The following is a 13,480-nucleotide window of genomic DNA, read 5'->3' on the forward strand; positions in this document are numbered from 1 at the left end:
GGGTGCCGGCGCTCCGTATGCCCGTCGGTCTTGCGGCAAACCGCTCCGGCTGAACGGCGGGTACACCCGTGATGAGGCGGGCAGGCCGCGTTCGGTGCCGTCGCCGAGTACTACCGCGGGCACTGACGGCGTTCCTCAGGCGATGCCCATCAGGCGGGCGCCATGGGGGTTGGCCCAGCTGTCGGGGGCGTGGAGGAGCTCCTGGTGGAGTTCGGGGATGGTGTCGAAGGCTTCCAGGGCCTGCCGGGTGGTCATGGCGTGGCCGGCCAGGGCTTCGGCTGCGCGCCTGCGGGCGTGCCAGTTCTCCAGGGGCTCGTCGAGGGTGAGCAGTCGTGTCGGTACCTGCTGGCCGAGCAGGAGGAGGTCGATGGAGGCCAGCCCGTAGAGGAGGGGCGCGGAGCGCTCGGCGAGGGCGCGGACGACGGGGTCGCGTTGGCAGAGCGGAGCACCGGCCGCGTAGAGGTCGAGCAGCGGCTGGAAGCCGGAGACGTCGATGGTGGTGTTGCAGGCCTTCCAGAACGGGGTGTCGAGGCGGGTGTTGAAGCGGTAGTGGATGGCGAGGAGCCAGCGCAGTCCGTCCCACTGCTGCCCGAGGACGGTGTTGACGGCCTCCCGGGGCTGCGGGTCTGACCAGGAGGCGGGCAGGAACGCGGCCAGGGTCAGGATCTCCGTGGCGATCATGAGCAGTCCGCTGGATTCCAGGGGCTCGACGAATCCGTAGGAGTTGCCGATGGCGATCACGTTGCCGCGCCAGAGCTTTTCGTGACGGCCGCTGCGGAAGCGGACCTGCCGGGGCTCGGTGATGCCGGGGAAACGGGTGCGGAATTCGTGGACGGCCTGGTCGTCGGTGATCGCGTTCGAGGAGTACACGTAGCCGCGGTGGTCGTCCTCGCGGGTCGGGATGCGCCAGGCCCAGCCGGCGTTCATCGTGGTGGCCTGGGTGTAGGGGACGATGTCGCCGTGGTGGGGGGTGTTGCCGGTGATCGCGGAGTCGGTGAACAGGCTGCTGTCGTAGGTGAGGTAGCGGGTCCTGAGGGCCTGGCCGAGCAGGCGGGAGCGGAAGCCGGTGCAGTCGACGTAGAGGTCGAAGGCGAGGGCGCGGCCGTCGTCGGTGCGGAGGTGGTCGACCCACTCGTCGTCGGACAGCGCGACGTGCTCCAGGGTGGCCTCGACGTGGTGGACGCCGCGGCGGGCCGCGACCTCGTGGAGGTAGGAGACCAGGCGGCCGTTGTCGAGGTGGTAGGCGAACGGCAGGTACTTCATCAGCGACAGGACGCCGCCGTCGCCGTCGCCGTCGCCGGTCCGGTAGACCGGGGCGCGGTCGCGGAGCATCAGCACCGAGCCCAGTGTCGCGCCGTTGGGCGAGCCGTTGCCGGTCCGGATCGCGCCGACCAGGCCCACCGAGTCGCCGGCCCAGTCGAACGGGCCGATGAACGGTTTCCCCGGGCCCCAGTCGAACTTGATCCCGAGCTTCCAGGTCGGCAGGACCTTCGCGTACAGCTCGGCGGGATCGATTCCGAGGTAGTGGTGCAGGAACATCGTCAGGTGCGGGGTCGTCGCCTCGCCCACGCCGATGATCGGGATGCTCGTCGACTCGACCAGGGTCACCTCAAGCCACGGCCGCTTGGCCTTCAGCGCCAGCGCGGTCAGGAGGCCGGCCGTGCCTCCGCCGATGACCCCGACGTGCCGGATGCCGCGGGGGTCGCCGTCGGAGGCGGGACGGACGTCACCGCCCGCCGGCGCGAGGCGGGCCATCAGGCCCGACGGATCCGTTCCGGCGCCCGCCCGGTCCGCCAGCCAGGCCCGGACTCCGGCCGCCGCCTCCTGCGGGAACGACTCCAGCAGCCGGTCCAGTACGTTGCCCTCAGTCATCTCGCTCCCCGAGATCGCAGGCCGCCCACTCCGACGGGCAGGCGGCCGAAGCACGCCTGGTCGCGTCCAAGCGCGCCGAAGCACGCCGACGCATCCCCGACGCCCGCCCGTCCGTCACTCCGTCCGGCCAGCATGGAGTCGGGAGCGGGAGTCCGGTACGGCGCGTGAGCGGCCCCGCGGAGCACGCGGTCGGTTCGCGGGCGCACCCCCGGCGCACGGTTGGAGCCGTCGCCCGGACTCGAGTGTCCTGGCCATCGGGCCGCGGTGTGTGGCCGCACCGGTCCGCCGATATGCTGCGTCCGGGTCGGGATCTTGTACGACCGCTCCGGGGCGGTCGGCGGATCAGTGCCCGCGGCACGGTGAGCGCGGATGCCGGCCCTCCCGGCCGTGCGGTCGCGCGCGTCCACCGCGCGGTCCCCGGTCCCCGGCGACAGCCCGCGGGAAGCGGTGGCCGCGATGGCTCACCCCGACGATCACGTGCCGAGGGAAGTCGTCCCCCGCGGCGCCACCCACCGAAGGCCACTGGAGCGGCAGAACATGCGATGGAGACTGCGCAGGCGTGACCGCGCCGTCCCGAGCCATCGGGCGGTACGCGAGGAAGCGCAGCGGATCGTCGCCGGCATGCCCCTGCCGTGTCCGTTCACCCTCGCCGGTCTGGTCGGCAACGTCGCGGCGGAACGGGGACGGGAGATCCATCTCGTCCCCGTTCCGGACCGGCTGCTCGGCGGTTCGTCCCTGTGCGGCCTGTGGCTGAAGCAGGAGGAGCTCGGGCTGGACCTGATCTTCTACCCGCACAGCACGAGCAAGTGGCACCAGGAAAAGATCATCCTGCACGAACTGGCCCACCTGTGGTGCGACGACGCGGACGGCGTCACACAGCAGGAAATGGCGGAGCTCCTGGGCGATTTCCCCCCGGCCCTGATCGGCATGCTCGTCGGCCGCGGGCAGGCCGCGGCCCGCCGCCGCTACGGAACCCACACGGAGGCCCGGGCGGAGACCGTGGCCGACGTCATCCAGCAACGCGCCTACGCCCAGAGCGCCCAGGAGTCCGGCGATGCCGTGCTGCGGGCCCTGTCCGACTCCCTCACCTACCCCAACCGGACCAGCCCGTGACCCATGTGACCACCTACGTCATCGTGGCCCTGCTGATGCTGCAGGCCCTCTGGCGCGCCCCGGCGGCCCTCCGGGGCCGCACACGAGAGCGGTCCCTGTGGGGCACGCTCACCGCCATGTCCCTGGCCTGGGTGCTGCGTACCGGACCCGGACGGTCACTCGTGGACCGCGTCGGGGTCCACGACCTCGCCACCCTGCTGAAGCACGTCCTCGTCATCACCGCCATGACCGCCCTCCTGCGCTACGTCACGGCGATCGACGCGGCCGCACTCCGGTCGGGTGCCCCCGCCGGCCGGCGCATCCGCGTCACCGCGGCCGCGCACCGGCACATCATCACGATCAGCGCGGTCACCTCGGCCGCGATGGCCGCCGTCTTCGTCCTCGGACTGCGGCGCACCGCGGTGCCCACGGCGCCGGAGTTCCTGGACCGGCACACGGGCGAACCCGCCGTGGCCCTGTACATGGGCCTCTTCTACCTGTTCTCGGGTTCGCTCATCGGCCTGTGCGCCTACCAGTGGGGCAGCAAGGCCCGCGAGGCCCGAGGTCCGGCCCTGCGCGGCGGCTTGTGGATGATGACGGCCGGCATGATCATCGGTGCCATCTACGCCGCGATCCGCCTGGTCTACAGCGTGCTCGCCGGTCTCCACCCCGTCTCCGCCGGCCACGCGGCGGCCCAGGAGGCCGTCACCGACGTGGTCCTCGACTGCTGTTTCCTCCTCTGGGGAATCGGCGTCCTCCTGCCCGTGACGCAGGCCGCCGCGAACCGCTGCCGCACCCTCCGCAAGACCGTGACGCTCCACCGGATGTGGCGCGACCTCGCGCTGGCCGCCCCGGACCTGGTCGCCGTACCGCCCAGCCGCCTCTTCCCCGGCAGCCGTGCCGCCGTTCCGCTGAACACGGCACGCGACGTCCTCTCCCGCGCGATGACCCCCGAGTTCCGCCTGGGCCGGTACATCACGGAGATCCTGGACGCGATCCTGGAGCTGCGGCGCCGGGCTCCCGAGGGCCTCTACGCGCGGGCCCTCGCGATGGCCGGACGCGACGGCACCGAGGGCCAGGACACCGAGGCCCGCGCGCAGGCGCTGTGGATCCGTGCCGCGCTGACCGCGGCGAACGGCCCCGCCGGTCCGCCCGCCGAATTCCCGTCGGGCAGGGGCCGGAGCCTGGCGGAGGAGGGCGCCCGGCTGCTGGGTGTCGCCGCCGCCTACGCCGAGGTCACCCCCTACGAGGTGGTGACCCTCCTCGCGGAGGAGAGCCTGCCGGCCTGACCGGGGAACCGGGCCGGGCCGGCCGGTGACCGCAGGGCCTGACCGCATGGCCGGGCCGCGGGGCCTGACCACGGCGCGCTCAGTCCTTCTCGGGCCTGGTCCCGTCCCCCTGTCCCGCGGGCAGCCCGGACCGGATCCTGGCCACCGTCTCGTTGATGAAGTCGAGCAGCTGCGGCGTCAGCCGGTCGCCGTCCCCGCGGGCCGCCATGCCGGTGAAGCCGCTGGTCAGCAGACGCGCCGCGCCGACGATCCGGTGGACCTCCTCGTCCTCGCTGGACAGGAAGAACGGGGGAGCGTCCAGTGCCGCCGTGAGGGCCTCGAACTCCTCTTCCGAAGCGGTGGTCCGCGCCCCCGAACGGAGCGCGGCGACCAGTCCGGCCGTCAGCACCGGGCGCCCGAGCGCCGTGTTCCCCCGGAGGGCCAGGGCCTCGTCCGACGTGTCCGCGTCCGGGGCGCTCCGCTCGAGGAGGAAGGCGATCCGCTCGGCGATGCTCATCGGGGTGACGGCCGGCCGCTCGCCCGCGGGCGCCGGGGCGCCCGGCCCGGCCCGGCGGGCACCCGGCTCGGCCACCTCATGGCCGAAGGAGCGCTCCTGGGCGGCGAGGAGCGCCGCGACCGTCACCCCGTACGCCTCGGCCAGCAGGGGCACGTACGCGTCGGCCAGTCTGCGCTTGCCGCTCTCCGCCTTGCGTACGGCGCTCTCGCTCCTGGTGCCCAGCGCCTTCGCGGCCTCCTTCTGGGAGAGACCGGCATCGCAGCGTACGTCGCCCAGGTCCCGCAGGCCCTCGCGGGGGAACAACTCGTCCATGTCCACGGCGAGTTCCCGGGCGATCGCCGGGAACTTCTCCGGCCCGGGCCGGGAGCGCCCCGCCTCCCAGTTGGCGGCGGCCGCCTCCGACACCCCCAGCCGTCCCGCCAGTTCCGCCTGGGTGAGATCCGCGGCTCTTCGGGCCCGACGTACCAGGCCCCCATCGAAGCGACGATGTGGCATGCGGGCATCTCCTGTACTGACGGACGATGAACTTAGGGTCACCCTGAATCGAGCGACTTGAAGGGTCGCTGAATTAAGGATAACTTCAGTCCTGCGACCGCGGGGTCCGGTCCATGAGACCGCCGGCCCCGGTCGCGGGATCCCGGCATGCACCGCGGGTCCGCCCCGTTCCGCACCTCCGGAACCCGGCGCCGGCCCGCGCCGTCACGTTGCCTGCCCGGGAAGCCGCCCCGCGAGGGGAGGGCGGCTCCCCGGGCACCGCTTCGTCCGGCAGTACACCTCGCACCCGAGCCTGACCCACTGCGTCAGCGACGACGGGCCGGTCCACGCGCTGACCCTGCACATCCGGCATCGCTGCCACGGCTGCGGCCGACGGCCGGGCGACGGCAGGCTGCCGGCCCCCGGCCGTCGCCCGGTTCAAGGCGGCCGACGGCCACCGCCGCGCCGCGATCGGCGAAGATGAGGGAGTCACCGCGAAGACGAGGACGCCACGCGCCCCGACCGTGAGGAGCAGTCGCGCCGATGCCCGTTTCCGGCCCCGGCCCCGGCCCCGGCCCCGGCCCCGGCCCCAAGCCGCCGACCATCGCCGACGTCGCCCGCGTCGCCGGCGTCTCGCGCACGACCGTCTCGCACGCCCTCAACGGGCTGGGCAAGGTCGACCCCCGGACGCGCGAGCGCATCAAGCAGGTGGCGGCCGAGCTCGGTTACCGGCCCAACCTGCGGGCACAGCGGCTGCGGCGCGGCCAGGCCAAGGCCATCGCGCTGGCCTCCTCCATGCCGTTCGCGGTGGCCGGCGGGGCCTCCCGGCTCGGGTTCTACATGGAGATCGCCGCCGCGGCAGCCGAGAGCGCCCTGCGCCACGAGTACGCGCTGGTGCTCGTACCCCCCGTGCGGTCCGGGTCGGGCCTGCACTCCGTGGACGTCGACGGCGCGATCGTGGTCGAGCCGGACGTGGGCGACGCGGCGGTGGCCTCCCTGCGCGAGCGCGGGCTGCCGTACGTCGCACTCGGCCGGCCCGTCTCGCCCGACGAGCCCGCGCCGTACGTCGACCTGCGCGGCGGGCCGGTCGCCGAACTGCTCCTGCGGCACCTGCACGAGCAGGGTGCGCGGAACCCGGCGCTGATCATCGGGTCCGGTGCCCGGCACTCCTCCGTGGACGCGCGGGCCGCCTACGAGCGGGTCGCCGAGGAGTACGGCTGGGTGCCGGTCGTGGCGACGGCCCACGAGACGGGCGGCGAGGAAGCCGGCTACGCGTGCTGTGCGGCCCTGCTGGCCGAACACCCCGGCATCGACGCCGTGTGCGCCCTCGTGGACGCGTTCGCCGTGGGCGCGGTCGCGGCGATCCGGGACAGCGGGCGCGCCGTACCGGACGACGTCATGGTCGTCACCCGGTACGACGGGCTGCGGGCCCGGACCTGCCGGCCGCCGCTCACCGCCGTCGACCTGCACCTGGACCGGGCCGCCTCCGACGCGGTGGACCTGCTGCTGGGACGGCTGCGCGGCGACGTGGACACCGCCGCGGTGGCCACGCCGCCCGAGCCCCGGCTGGTCGCACGGGCCTCGTCGGCGCGGGTCACCTCCCCGGGATGAGACCCGCGGGTCACCTCCCCGGGATGAGACCCGCCGGTCACATCCCGAGGATGAGGCCCGTCCCGGAGACCAGTGCGAAGAGCAGGACGAACAGGCGCATCCTGCGCCCGTCCACCCGGTGGTGCACCAGACGGCTCGCCCAGGCCCCGGCGGCGATTGCCGGCACCAGCAGCGCCGCCCACCCCAGGTCCGCCGGCCGGCCCTCTCCCGTCGCGAACAGCAGGACGAGCGAGGCGACTTCGCCGACGAGGAAGCAGACGGCCACGGTCGCGCGGAGCTCGGCCGGCGGCCGGTGCTGGTAGACCAGGGCGAGCGGCGGACCGCCGACGCCGGTCGCGGTCTCCGTCAGCCCGGTCACCGCGCCCGCGCCGAGATAGGCGGCCCGCCCGGGGGCGAACGCGGGCGCGGCGAGGCTCACGACCGCCGCCAGGACCGTGGCGACGCCGGTGAGCAGGCCGATCGCACGGTCGGGGACGAGCAGCAGCAGCGCCAGCCCGCCGGGGGTCGCGGCGAGCCGCGCGCCGGTGATCCAGCGCGCCCCCCGCAGGTCGAGCGCATCCCGTTCGCGCCAGGCCACGTACAGGTTGAGGGGGATCATCGAGGCGAGGACGAACACCGGGAGCAGGCCGGGATCGAGGATGCCGGCCACCGGGGCGACGATCAGGGCGAAGCCGAGCCCGCTGCTGCCCTGTACGAACGCGGCGGCGGTCACCGTGACGGCGAGGACGGCCAGGGTCTCGGCGGTCATCGCGCTCCGCTCCGCTCGCGCGCCGCCGTGGAGGTGGGGTGCGCACGGGTGACGTTCGCCCTCGCCACGGCGGCGCGGGCCAGGCCGGCCGCCCGCCGGACCAGTGCCGGCCCGTCCCACTGTGTGGGGAGGCCCTGCCACAGCCGGAGCCGGCCGGCGGTGAACACGGCGGTGATCAGGTCGCGGTTGCCGCGCCGTACCAGCTCCCACGGCAGGTCCCAGGAGAGCGCGAGTTCCGGGCCGGAGACGTCGACGAGGAGGAAGTCGGCGGCCAGGCCCTCGGCGACGGCTCCGGTACGGGCGCCCAGACCGAGGGCCTCGGCGCCGCCGTGGCCGGCGCGGCCGAGCCAGGTCCACCCGGCGCCGCAGGAGGAGTCGCCGGTGGCCAGGCCGTACGCCAGGCGCTGGGCGAACTCGGCCGCGTCGGCGAGCCGGAAGCCGTCGCCCCGGGTGCCGTCCGTGCCGAGTCCGAAGCGGATCCCGCGCTCGGCCATGGTGCCGGCCGGGGCCACGGCGTTGCCCTTCCAGGCGCTGGCGACGGGGTTGTAGGCGACGGCGGTCCCGGTGTCGGCGAGCAGGGTGACCTCGCGGGGGGTGAGCAGGGTGGCGTGGGCGGCGACCAGCTGCGGGCCGAGGGCGCCGGCGTGGTGCAGGTACTCCAGGGGGCGCAGACCGTGCCGGACCAGGGAGCGTTCGACTCCGGCCAGGTGTTCGTTGACGTGGATCTGTACGGTGGCCCCGGCCTCCGCGGCCAGCCGGGCGGTGTGCGCCAGGGTCCGGGCGGTGGCCGACTCGGGTGTGGGGACGGCGAGGGAGGGGTGGACGAGCGGGTCACCCTCGTACCGGGCGAGGTGCTTCTCCGCGGACGCGAGGACGGAGGGGGCCTCGCTCCCGGTGTCGGAGCAGACCCGGCCGAGCACGCAGCGGATTCCGGCGTCGCGGGTGGCGGAGGCGATGACATCGGCGTCCACGTGCGCGCGGGTGCCGGCGTCGGCCACGGTGGTGAATCCGCCCCGCAGGGACTCGAACGCCGCCAACTTGGCGGCGACGTAGGCCGATTCCTCGTCCAGCGCACCCTCCAGCGGCTCCCATACCCGGCGGAAGATCTCCGACGGTTCACCGAAGGCGAGCGCGGCGCCGAAGCTCTGCGTCAGGTGGTGGTGGGCGTCGACGAAGCCGGGCATCAGGAGGTGGCCGGGGAGCCGTACCGGGTCCAGGCCGGGGTGCGTGCGCGCGATGACCTCCGCGGGGCCCACGGCCCCGAACGTGCCGCCGGTGACGACCACGGCGAAGCCGTCGGCCGGCCCTTCGGGAAGCAGGACGGTGTCCGGGACGAGGAGGAACGGGCCGGGGCCGTCCAGGAGGCGGGAGTCGATCCGGTCGTTCTGGCCGTTCTGGCCGTTCTGGTCGATCTGGTTCATCGGATGCTTTCCGTCCGGGTGCCGGCCGTGAGCCGGGCGGCGATGCCGGGCCTGACGTGGTGGAAGAGGATGTTGAGGACCGCCGCCGTGAACGCGCCGACGGCGACGCCGCTTTCGAGGAGGATGCGGAGGTTCGGCGGGAAGCCGGCGTACACACCGGGGATGAGGATGGGCAGCAGGCCCAGGGCCAGGGCGACGGCGCTGATGAACGTGTTCGTGTGCTTGTCGAGGTCCGAGCGCCCGAGCATCTGCACCCCGAGCACGGTGATCACCGCGAAGACGACCATGGCGGTGCCTCCGATGACCGCGGACGGGATGACGCTGATCGCGCGGGCCACGGGGGCGAGGAAGCCGATGACGATGAGGACCACTCCGGCCGCGGCGGTGACGAAGCGGCTGCGAACTCCGGTGACCCGGACGATCCCGATGTTCTCGCCGCTCGTCACCATCAGCGGCAGCCCGAAGAAGCCGCCGAAGAAGGAGGTGAGCGCGTCGCCCCGGATGGTCTTGGGGACGTCGGTGCGCTGGTCGATCGTCTTGCCCACGGCCTGCGCGTTGATGACGGTCTGGCCGGTGGCCTCCGCCATGGAGGCGAGGCTGTAGAGCATCAGCGGTACCGCGGCGAGGAGGTTGAACTCGGGCGAGCCGAACGGCATCGGCTGGGGCACGTTCAGCAGACCGCCCTCGGTGACGCCGACCGCGTCGATCGTGCCGAGGACCGCGGCCAGGGCGGTGCCCGCGAGCAGTCCGAGCATGACGGCGAGCTGCCGCAGCACGCCGGTGAAGAGCAGGTAGAAGACCACGGTGAAGCCGATCGTGGCCATGCCGAGGGCGAGGTTGGACGGGTCGGCGAAGCCGGGCTGCCCGGGACGGCCGGTGACGAGGACGGCTCCGACCTTCACGAGGTTGACGCCGACGATGACGATCATCGTTCCGATGACGAGGGACGGGAAGAAGGCGAGCAGTCGCGAGAACACCGGCAGGACGACGAAGTAGAAGGCGGCGGTGAGAATCACCGCTCCGGTGGCCGTCCGCAGTCCGTGCTGCTCGGCGATGGCGATGAAGAGGATGAGCGGCGCGCCGCCCGGCAGCATCACGAACGGCAGCCGCGGACCGAACTTCCACGGCCCGAGTGACTGGACGAGGGATCCGATGCCGGACAGGACGAAGGCCGCGGAGAGCAGCTTGACCGTCAGGGCGGGGTCGAGGCGGAGGGTGGCGCTCATCAGGAAGATCGCCGAGATGGGGGTGGCGGCCATGACCAGGACGTGCTGGATGCCGAAGAGGAGGATCCGGCCGAGGGGCCGGGACTCGTCGACGGGGTGGGTGGGTTGGTCCGCCGGCGAGGGGTCGGTACCGGCAAGGGTCTGACGCTGAGTGAACACGCAGGAGCTCCGTTCGGCGTAGGCACCTTCGGATTTCAGCCACGATCAGGCCCTGGACGGAGAGCTGAATCGATGAGGCCAAATCGATTTGGCCGCCAGTATGTGAGGGCCTGTGATCAGCGTCAAGGGTCGGTGCACGATGTTTTCTCGCCACGCCGGCCTTGGTTGGCGGTCGACCCGGGCCAGAACACCGGGTGGCGGGCAGCCGTTGACCGGCCGACTCGCGTACGCCGTCAACAGGCCCGCCGAGCTTGCGAACCCGCTGGTCACGGCTCCGCGGATGCGGGGCGCGCGGCGGGCCGCGATCCTGGGAGGCGAATCGGCAGCGAGGAGGCAGCGATGTCTGTGATGGACAAGCTCAAGCAGATGCTGAAGGGCCACGAGGAGCACGCCGCCAAGGGCATCGACAAGGCGGGCGACTTCGTGGACGAGAAGACCCAGGGCAAGTACAGCAGCCAGGTCGACACCGCCCAGGAACAGCTCAAGCGGCAGTTGGGCGCCGACCGCGAGCAGCAGCAGCGTCCGCCCGAGCAGTGACGGGTCGGCAGCCCTGGGTCGGCAGCCCTGTCAGCGCCAGCCCGGGTGGCCCTCCGAGGACCCCTCGGCGGTGAGGGCGCGGGCGTCCGTGCCGTCCGCGCGGACTGCCCAGACCACCGGCTTCTCGTACGGGCCGCGGACGAAGGCCAGCCACTGGCCGTCCGGGGACCAGGCCGGATCCATCTCGTGGTCGGGGGTCGACACGAGGGGCCGGTCGCCCGCCCCGTTGCTGCCGATCAGGTGGATGTTGCCCTGGGGCGCCGAGCCGGCCTCCGGCGCGGACACGCTCGCGGTGTAAGCGAACGTACTGCCGTCCGGTGACCACACCGCGTCGAGGGCCGGGTGCGGCAGCTGGGTGATCTGCACCGGTGGGGCACCCGGAAGGATCGGATCCACCGTGTGGATCTGGAAGTCGCCGTCCCCGAGGTCGATGGAGACCGCGATCCGCTTGCCGTTGGGAGACCAGGCGGGATCCTCCACCTGGCCCTTGCCCGAGGTCAGTTGCACGGCCTTGCCGTCGGCGACGTCCACCCGCCACAGCTGCTGTACGCCGTTGACCTTGCGGAGGACGGCGAGGTACTTGCCGTCCGGGGACCAGGCCACCCGGCCGCCCGCGATGGACGTGATCCGTCGCGGTTCCGAACCGTCGGCCGCGGCGACCCACACCGACGAGCCGTTCGCGTCGGTCCGGGTGAACGCGAACGAGAGCCGCTCCGGGGCCCATTGGGGGAGCATGTCGCAGGTGCTCCCGCTGATCAGCACCACCGGAGGGGTGCCCGCCGGGCCGCGCGTGGCGATGTCCCCCTTGCAGTCCTGTGGCCAGCCGGGGCCGGTGTCCCGCCGGATCAGCAGCGGCTGGGTGGGGAACGCCGCCGGAACGGGGCTGGTGCTGGGGCCGGGGCTGGAGCCGCCGGTCGTCTCGCCCTTGCCGTCGGGGGAGCCGGACGACCACGGCTGCCACAGTACGAGGCCGAGAACCGAGAGCGCGAGGGCCGCTGCCGCCACCGCGGCCAGGCCACGGCGGCGGCGCGCGGGTTCCGCCGGTGCGGCACTGTCGGTGGTACCCGGGAGCGGAGTGCCCGGAAGCAGAGTGCCCGGAAGCAGAGTGCCCGGCAGGGGCGTGCCAGGAAGAGGAGTGCCCGGAACCGGCGGTGACGTGACGGTCGGGGAGTCCGGGGGGCCGGCCTCCGGCCGGGCAGGGGAGGGGAGCGCGGGCGTGACCGATGGGCCGGGTACGCCCTCCGTGATGACGCCGCGGCGTGGCGCGGGGCGGGACGGCACGGCGGCGGACCCGGGACCAGGCGACGGCGAAGGGGCCGGTGAGGGGGACGGCGAGGCGTCCGAGGGAGGTGCGGGAGACGGGGACGGGGACGCTGGCTGTGACGACGCCGGGTCGGCCTCAGTCACCGGCGTAGGCGTAGGCGTAGGCGCGGGCTCGGCCACAGGGGCCGCTTCGGTGACGGGAGCGGGAGCCGCGGACTGACCGGGAACGACCGCCGGAGTGGGGACGGCGGCCTCCGCGGGGTCGGCCGCCACCGCCGCGGGTTCGGCACCCGGTGCGGGTTCCGGCACTGGCACCGGGGCGAGCCCCGGTACGAGGCCGGGGCGGGGCAGCAGGGCCGTCGCCGCGTCCGGCAGCCAGCCGTCGCCCTCCGGGTGGCGGACCGCCAGCCGGAGGAGGAAGTCCCCCGGGGAGGGCCGGCCCGCCGGGTCCTTGGACAGGCACTCGGTGACGAGCGCGTACAGCTCCTCCGGGACCGCCGACAGGTCGGGCTGCTCGTAGACCACCCTGAAGTGCCGGGACGCCGAGGGCCCGTCCCCGAACGGCGACCCGCCCGCCGCCTGGACGAGCACCACCCCGAGGGCGAACATGTCCACCGCGGGCGTGATCGTGCCCCCGGTGAGCTGCTCGGGCGCCAGGAAGCCCGGGGTGCCCACCTGGTAGCCGGTCTGCGTCAGCGCCGTACCGTCCAGCGCCCGCGCGATGCCGAAGTCGATGACCCGCGGCCCGTCCTCCGCGATGATGATGTTCGCGGGCTTGAAGTCGCGGTGGATCACACCGGCCCGGTGGATCGCCTCCAGCGCCTCGGCCAGACCGGCGGCCAGCACCGTCAGCGTGTCCACCGGCAGGGCCCTGACCCGGGCCAGCACGGTGGCCAGCGTCGGCCCGGGCACGAAGGCCGTCACCAGCCAGGCCGGATCCGCGTCGGGGTCGGCGTCGACGACCGGGGCGGTGTGGAAACCGCCCACCAGCCGGGCCGCGGCCACCTCGTCGGCGAAGCGGCGCCGGAAGCCGGGTTCGGTGCTCAGTTCGGGGCGTACGACCTTCACCGCCACGGCGCGTCCGGACGGCGAACGGCCCAGGTAGACCACGCCCATGCCGCCCTGGCCCAGCCGGTGCGTCAGCTGGTAGCGGCCGTTCCCGACCGAGGCGGGATCACCCGGTTCGAGCGGCTTCATGTACGTGCACCCCCCGTTCAGCAGCACCAACAGCGGGTGCCGGCACCCCCTGCCGGTCGCGCCGCCCGGCAGTGTAGCCCGCCGGGCTGCGGTGC

Annotated in this window: 10 protein-coding genes; 4 read left to right on the forward strand and 6 right to left on the reverse strand. The window is 73.6% G+C overall.

The features are described from left to right. Window positions 1-135 precede the first annotated feature (135 nt). Window positions 136-1,872: an FAD-dependent oxidoreductase gene (locus ACGFQ9_RS05045; RefSeq protein WP_393571284.1), complete on the reverse strand. Its 1,737-nt coding sequence runs from the start codon at window positions 1,870-1,872 to the stop codon at window positions 136-138. Window positions 1,873-2,409: 537 nt separating this feature from the next. Between ACGFQ9_RS05045 and ACGFQ9_RS05050 the strand changes: the two genes are divergently transcribed. Then, window positions 2,410-2,985, forward strand: coding sequence for a hypothetical protein (locus ACGFQ9_RS05050; protein WP_393571286.1), 576 nt, complete (start codon window positions 2,410-2,412; stop codon window positions 2,983-2,985). Continuing rightward, complete coding sequence (locus ACGFQ9_RS05055; RefSeq protein WP_393571288.1) at window positions 2,982-4,253, forward strand: MAB_1171c family putative transporter; 1,272 nt, start codon at window positions 2,982-2,984, stop codon at window positions 4,251-4,253. Before ACGFQ9_RS05050 ends, ACGFQ9_RS05055 begins: the two co-directional genes overlap by 4 nt. A gap of 79 nt (window positions 4,254-4,332) precedes the next feature. Here the strand turns inward: ACGFQ9_RS05055 and ACGFQ9_RS05060 are convergent, their stop codons facing one another. After that, window positions 4,333-5,244 carry a helix-turn-helix domain-containing protein gene (locus ACGFQ9_RS05060; RefSeq protein WP_393571289.1) on the reverse strand — a complete coding sequence of 304 codons (912 nt, stop codon included), beginning with the start codon at window positions 5,242-5,244 and terminating at the stop codon, window positions 4,333-4,335. A 522-nt stretch (window positions 5,245-5,766) separates the two neighbouring features. On the opposite strand from ACGFQ9_RS05060, the gene ACGFQ9_RS05065 reads away from it, so the two are divergent. Beyond that, complete coding sequence (locus tag ACGFQ9_RS05065; RefSeq protein ID WP_393571291.1) at window positions 5,767-6,834, forward strand: substrate-binding domain-containing protein; 1,068 nt, start codon at window positions 5,767-5,769, stop codon at window positions 6,832-6,834. 37 nt (window positions 6,835-6,871) lie between these two features. On the opposite strand, the gene ACGFQ9_RS05070 is transcribed toward ACGFQ9_RS05065, so the two are convergent. From ACGFQ9_RS05070 to ACGFQ9_RS05080, 3 genes are read right to left on the reverse strand one after another with little or no spacing between them, the layout of a single operon-like run. After that, window positions 6,872-7,582 (reverse strand): sulfite exporter TauE/SafE family protein, encoded by a 711-nt coding sequence (locus ACGFQ9_RS05070; RefSeq protein ID WP_393571293.1) that lies wholly within the window; start codon window positions 7,580-7,582, stop codon window positions 6,872-6,874. Then, on the reverse strand, window positions 7,579-9,003 hold the full coding sequence (locus ACGFQ9_RS05075; RefSeq protein ID WP_393571295.1) for an amidohydrolase family protein: 1,425 nt from the start codon (window positions 9,001-9,003) through the stop codon (window positions 7,579-7,581). The genes ACGFQ9_RS05070 and ACGFQ9_RS05075 overlap by 4 nt, the downstream gene beginning before the upstream one ends. Next, the gene (locus ACGFQ9_RS05080; RefSeq protein WP_393571296.1) at window positions 9,000-10,388 is read right to left on the reverse strand and encodes a uracil-xanthine permease family protein; all 1,389 of its coding nucleotides are present in this window, start codon (window positions 10,386-10,388) and stop codon (window positions 9,000-9,002) included. Before ACGFQ9_RS05080 ends, ACGFQ9_RS05075 begins: the two co-directional genes overlap by 4 nt. A gap of 339 nt (window positions 10,389-10,727) precedes the next feature. On the opposite strand from ACGFQ9_RS05080, the gene ACGFQ9_RS05085 reads away from it, so the two are divergent. Beyond that, window positions 10,728-10,925 (forward strand): antitoxin, encoded by a 198-nt coding sequence (locus tag ACGFQ9_RS05085; RefSeq protein ID WP_393571300.1) that lies wholly within the window; start codon window positions 10,728-10,730, stop codon window positions 10,923-10,925. A gap of 30 nt (window positions 10,926-10,955) precedes the next feature. On the opposite strand, the gene ACGFQ9_RS05090 is transcribed toward ACGFQ9_RS05085, so the two are convergent. Then, a complete protein-coding gene (locus ACGFQ9_RS05090; protein WP_393571302.1) occupies window positions 10,956-13,385 on the reverse strand; it encodes a protein kinase in 2,430 nt (809 codons plus the stop codon). Between the last annotated feature and the right edge of the window lie 95 nt (window positions 13,386-13,480).

The organism is Streptomyces sp. NPDC048603 (assembly GCF_043199475.1).
Lineage (GTDB): Bacteria > Actinomycetota > Actinomycetes > Streptomycetales > Streptomycetaceae > Streptomyces.

Bases quoted from the DNA above. Each gene is read 5' to 3' on its own strand.
- ACGFQ9_RS05045 (WP_393571284.1), bottom strand. From the start codon at position 1,872: ATGACTGAGGGCAACGTACTGGACCGGCTGCTGGAGTCGTTCCCGCAG.
- ACGFQ9_RS05050 (WP_393571286.1), top strand. From the start codon at position 2,410: ATGCGATGGAGACTGCGCAGGCGTGACCGCGCCGTCCCGAGCCATCGG.
- ACGFQ9_RS05060 (WP_393571289.1), bottom strand. From the start codon at position 5,244: ATGCCACATCGTCGCTTCGATGGGGGCCTGGTACGTCGGGCCCGAAGA.
- ACGFQ9_RS05065 (WP_393571291.1), top strand. From the start codon at position 5,767: ATGCCCGTTTCCGGCCCCGGCCCCGGCCCCGGCCCCGGCCCCGGCCCC.
- ACGFQ9_RS05070 (WP_393571293.1), bottom strand. From the start codon at position 7,582: ATGACCGCCGAGACCCTGGCCGTCCTCGCCGTCACGGTGACCGCCGCC.
- ACGFQ9_RS05075 (WP_393571295.1), bottom strand. From the start codon at position 9,003: ATGAACCAGATCGACCAGAACGGCCAGAACGGCCAGAACGACCGGATC.
- ACGFQ9_RS05085 (WP_393571300.1), top strand. From the start codon at position 10,728: ATGTCTGTGATGGACAAGCTCAAGCAGATGCTGAAGGGCCACGAGGAG.
- ACGFQ9_RS05090 (WP_393571302.1), bottom strand. From the start codon at position 13,385: ATGAAGCCGCTCGAACCGGGTGATCCCGCCTCGGTCGGGAACGGCCGC.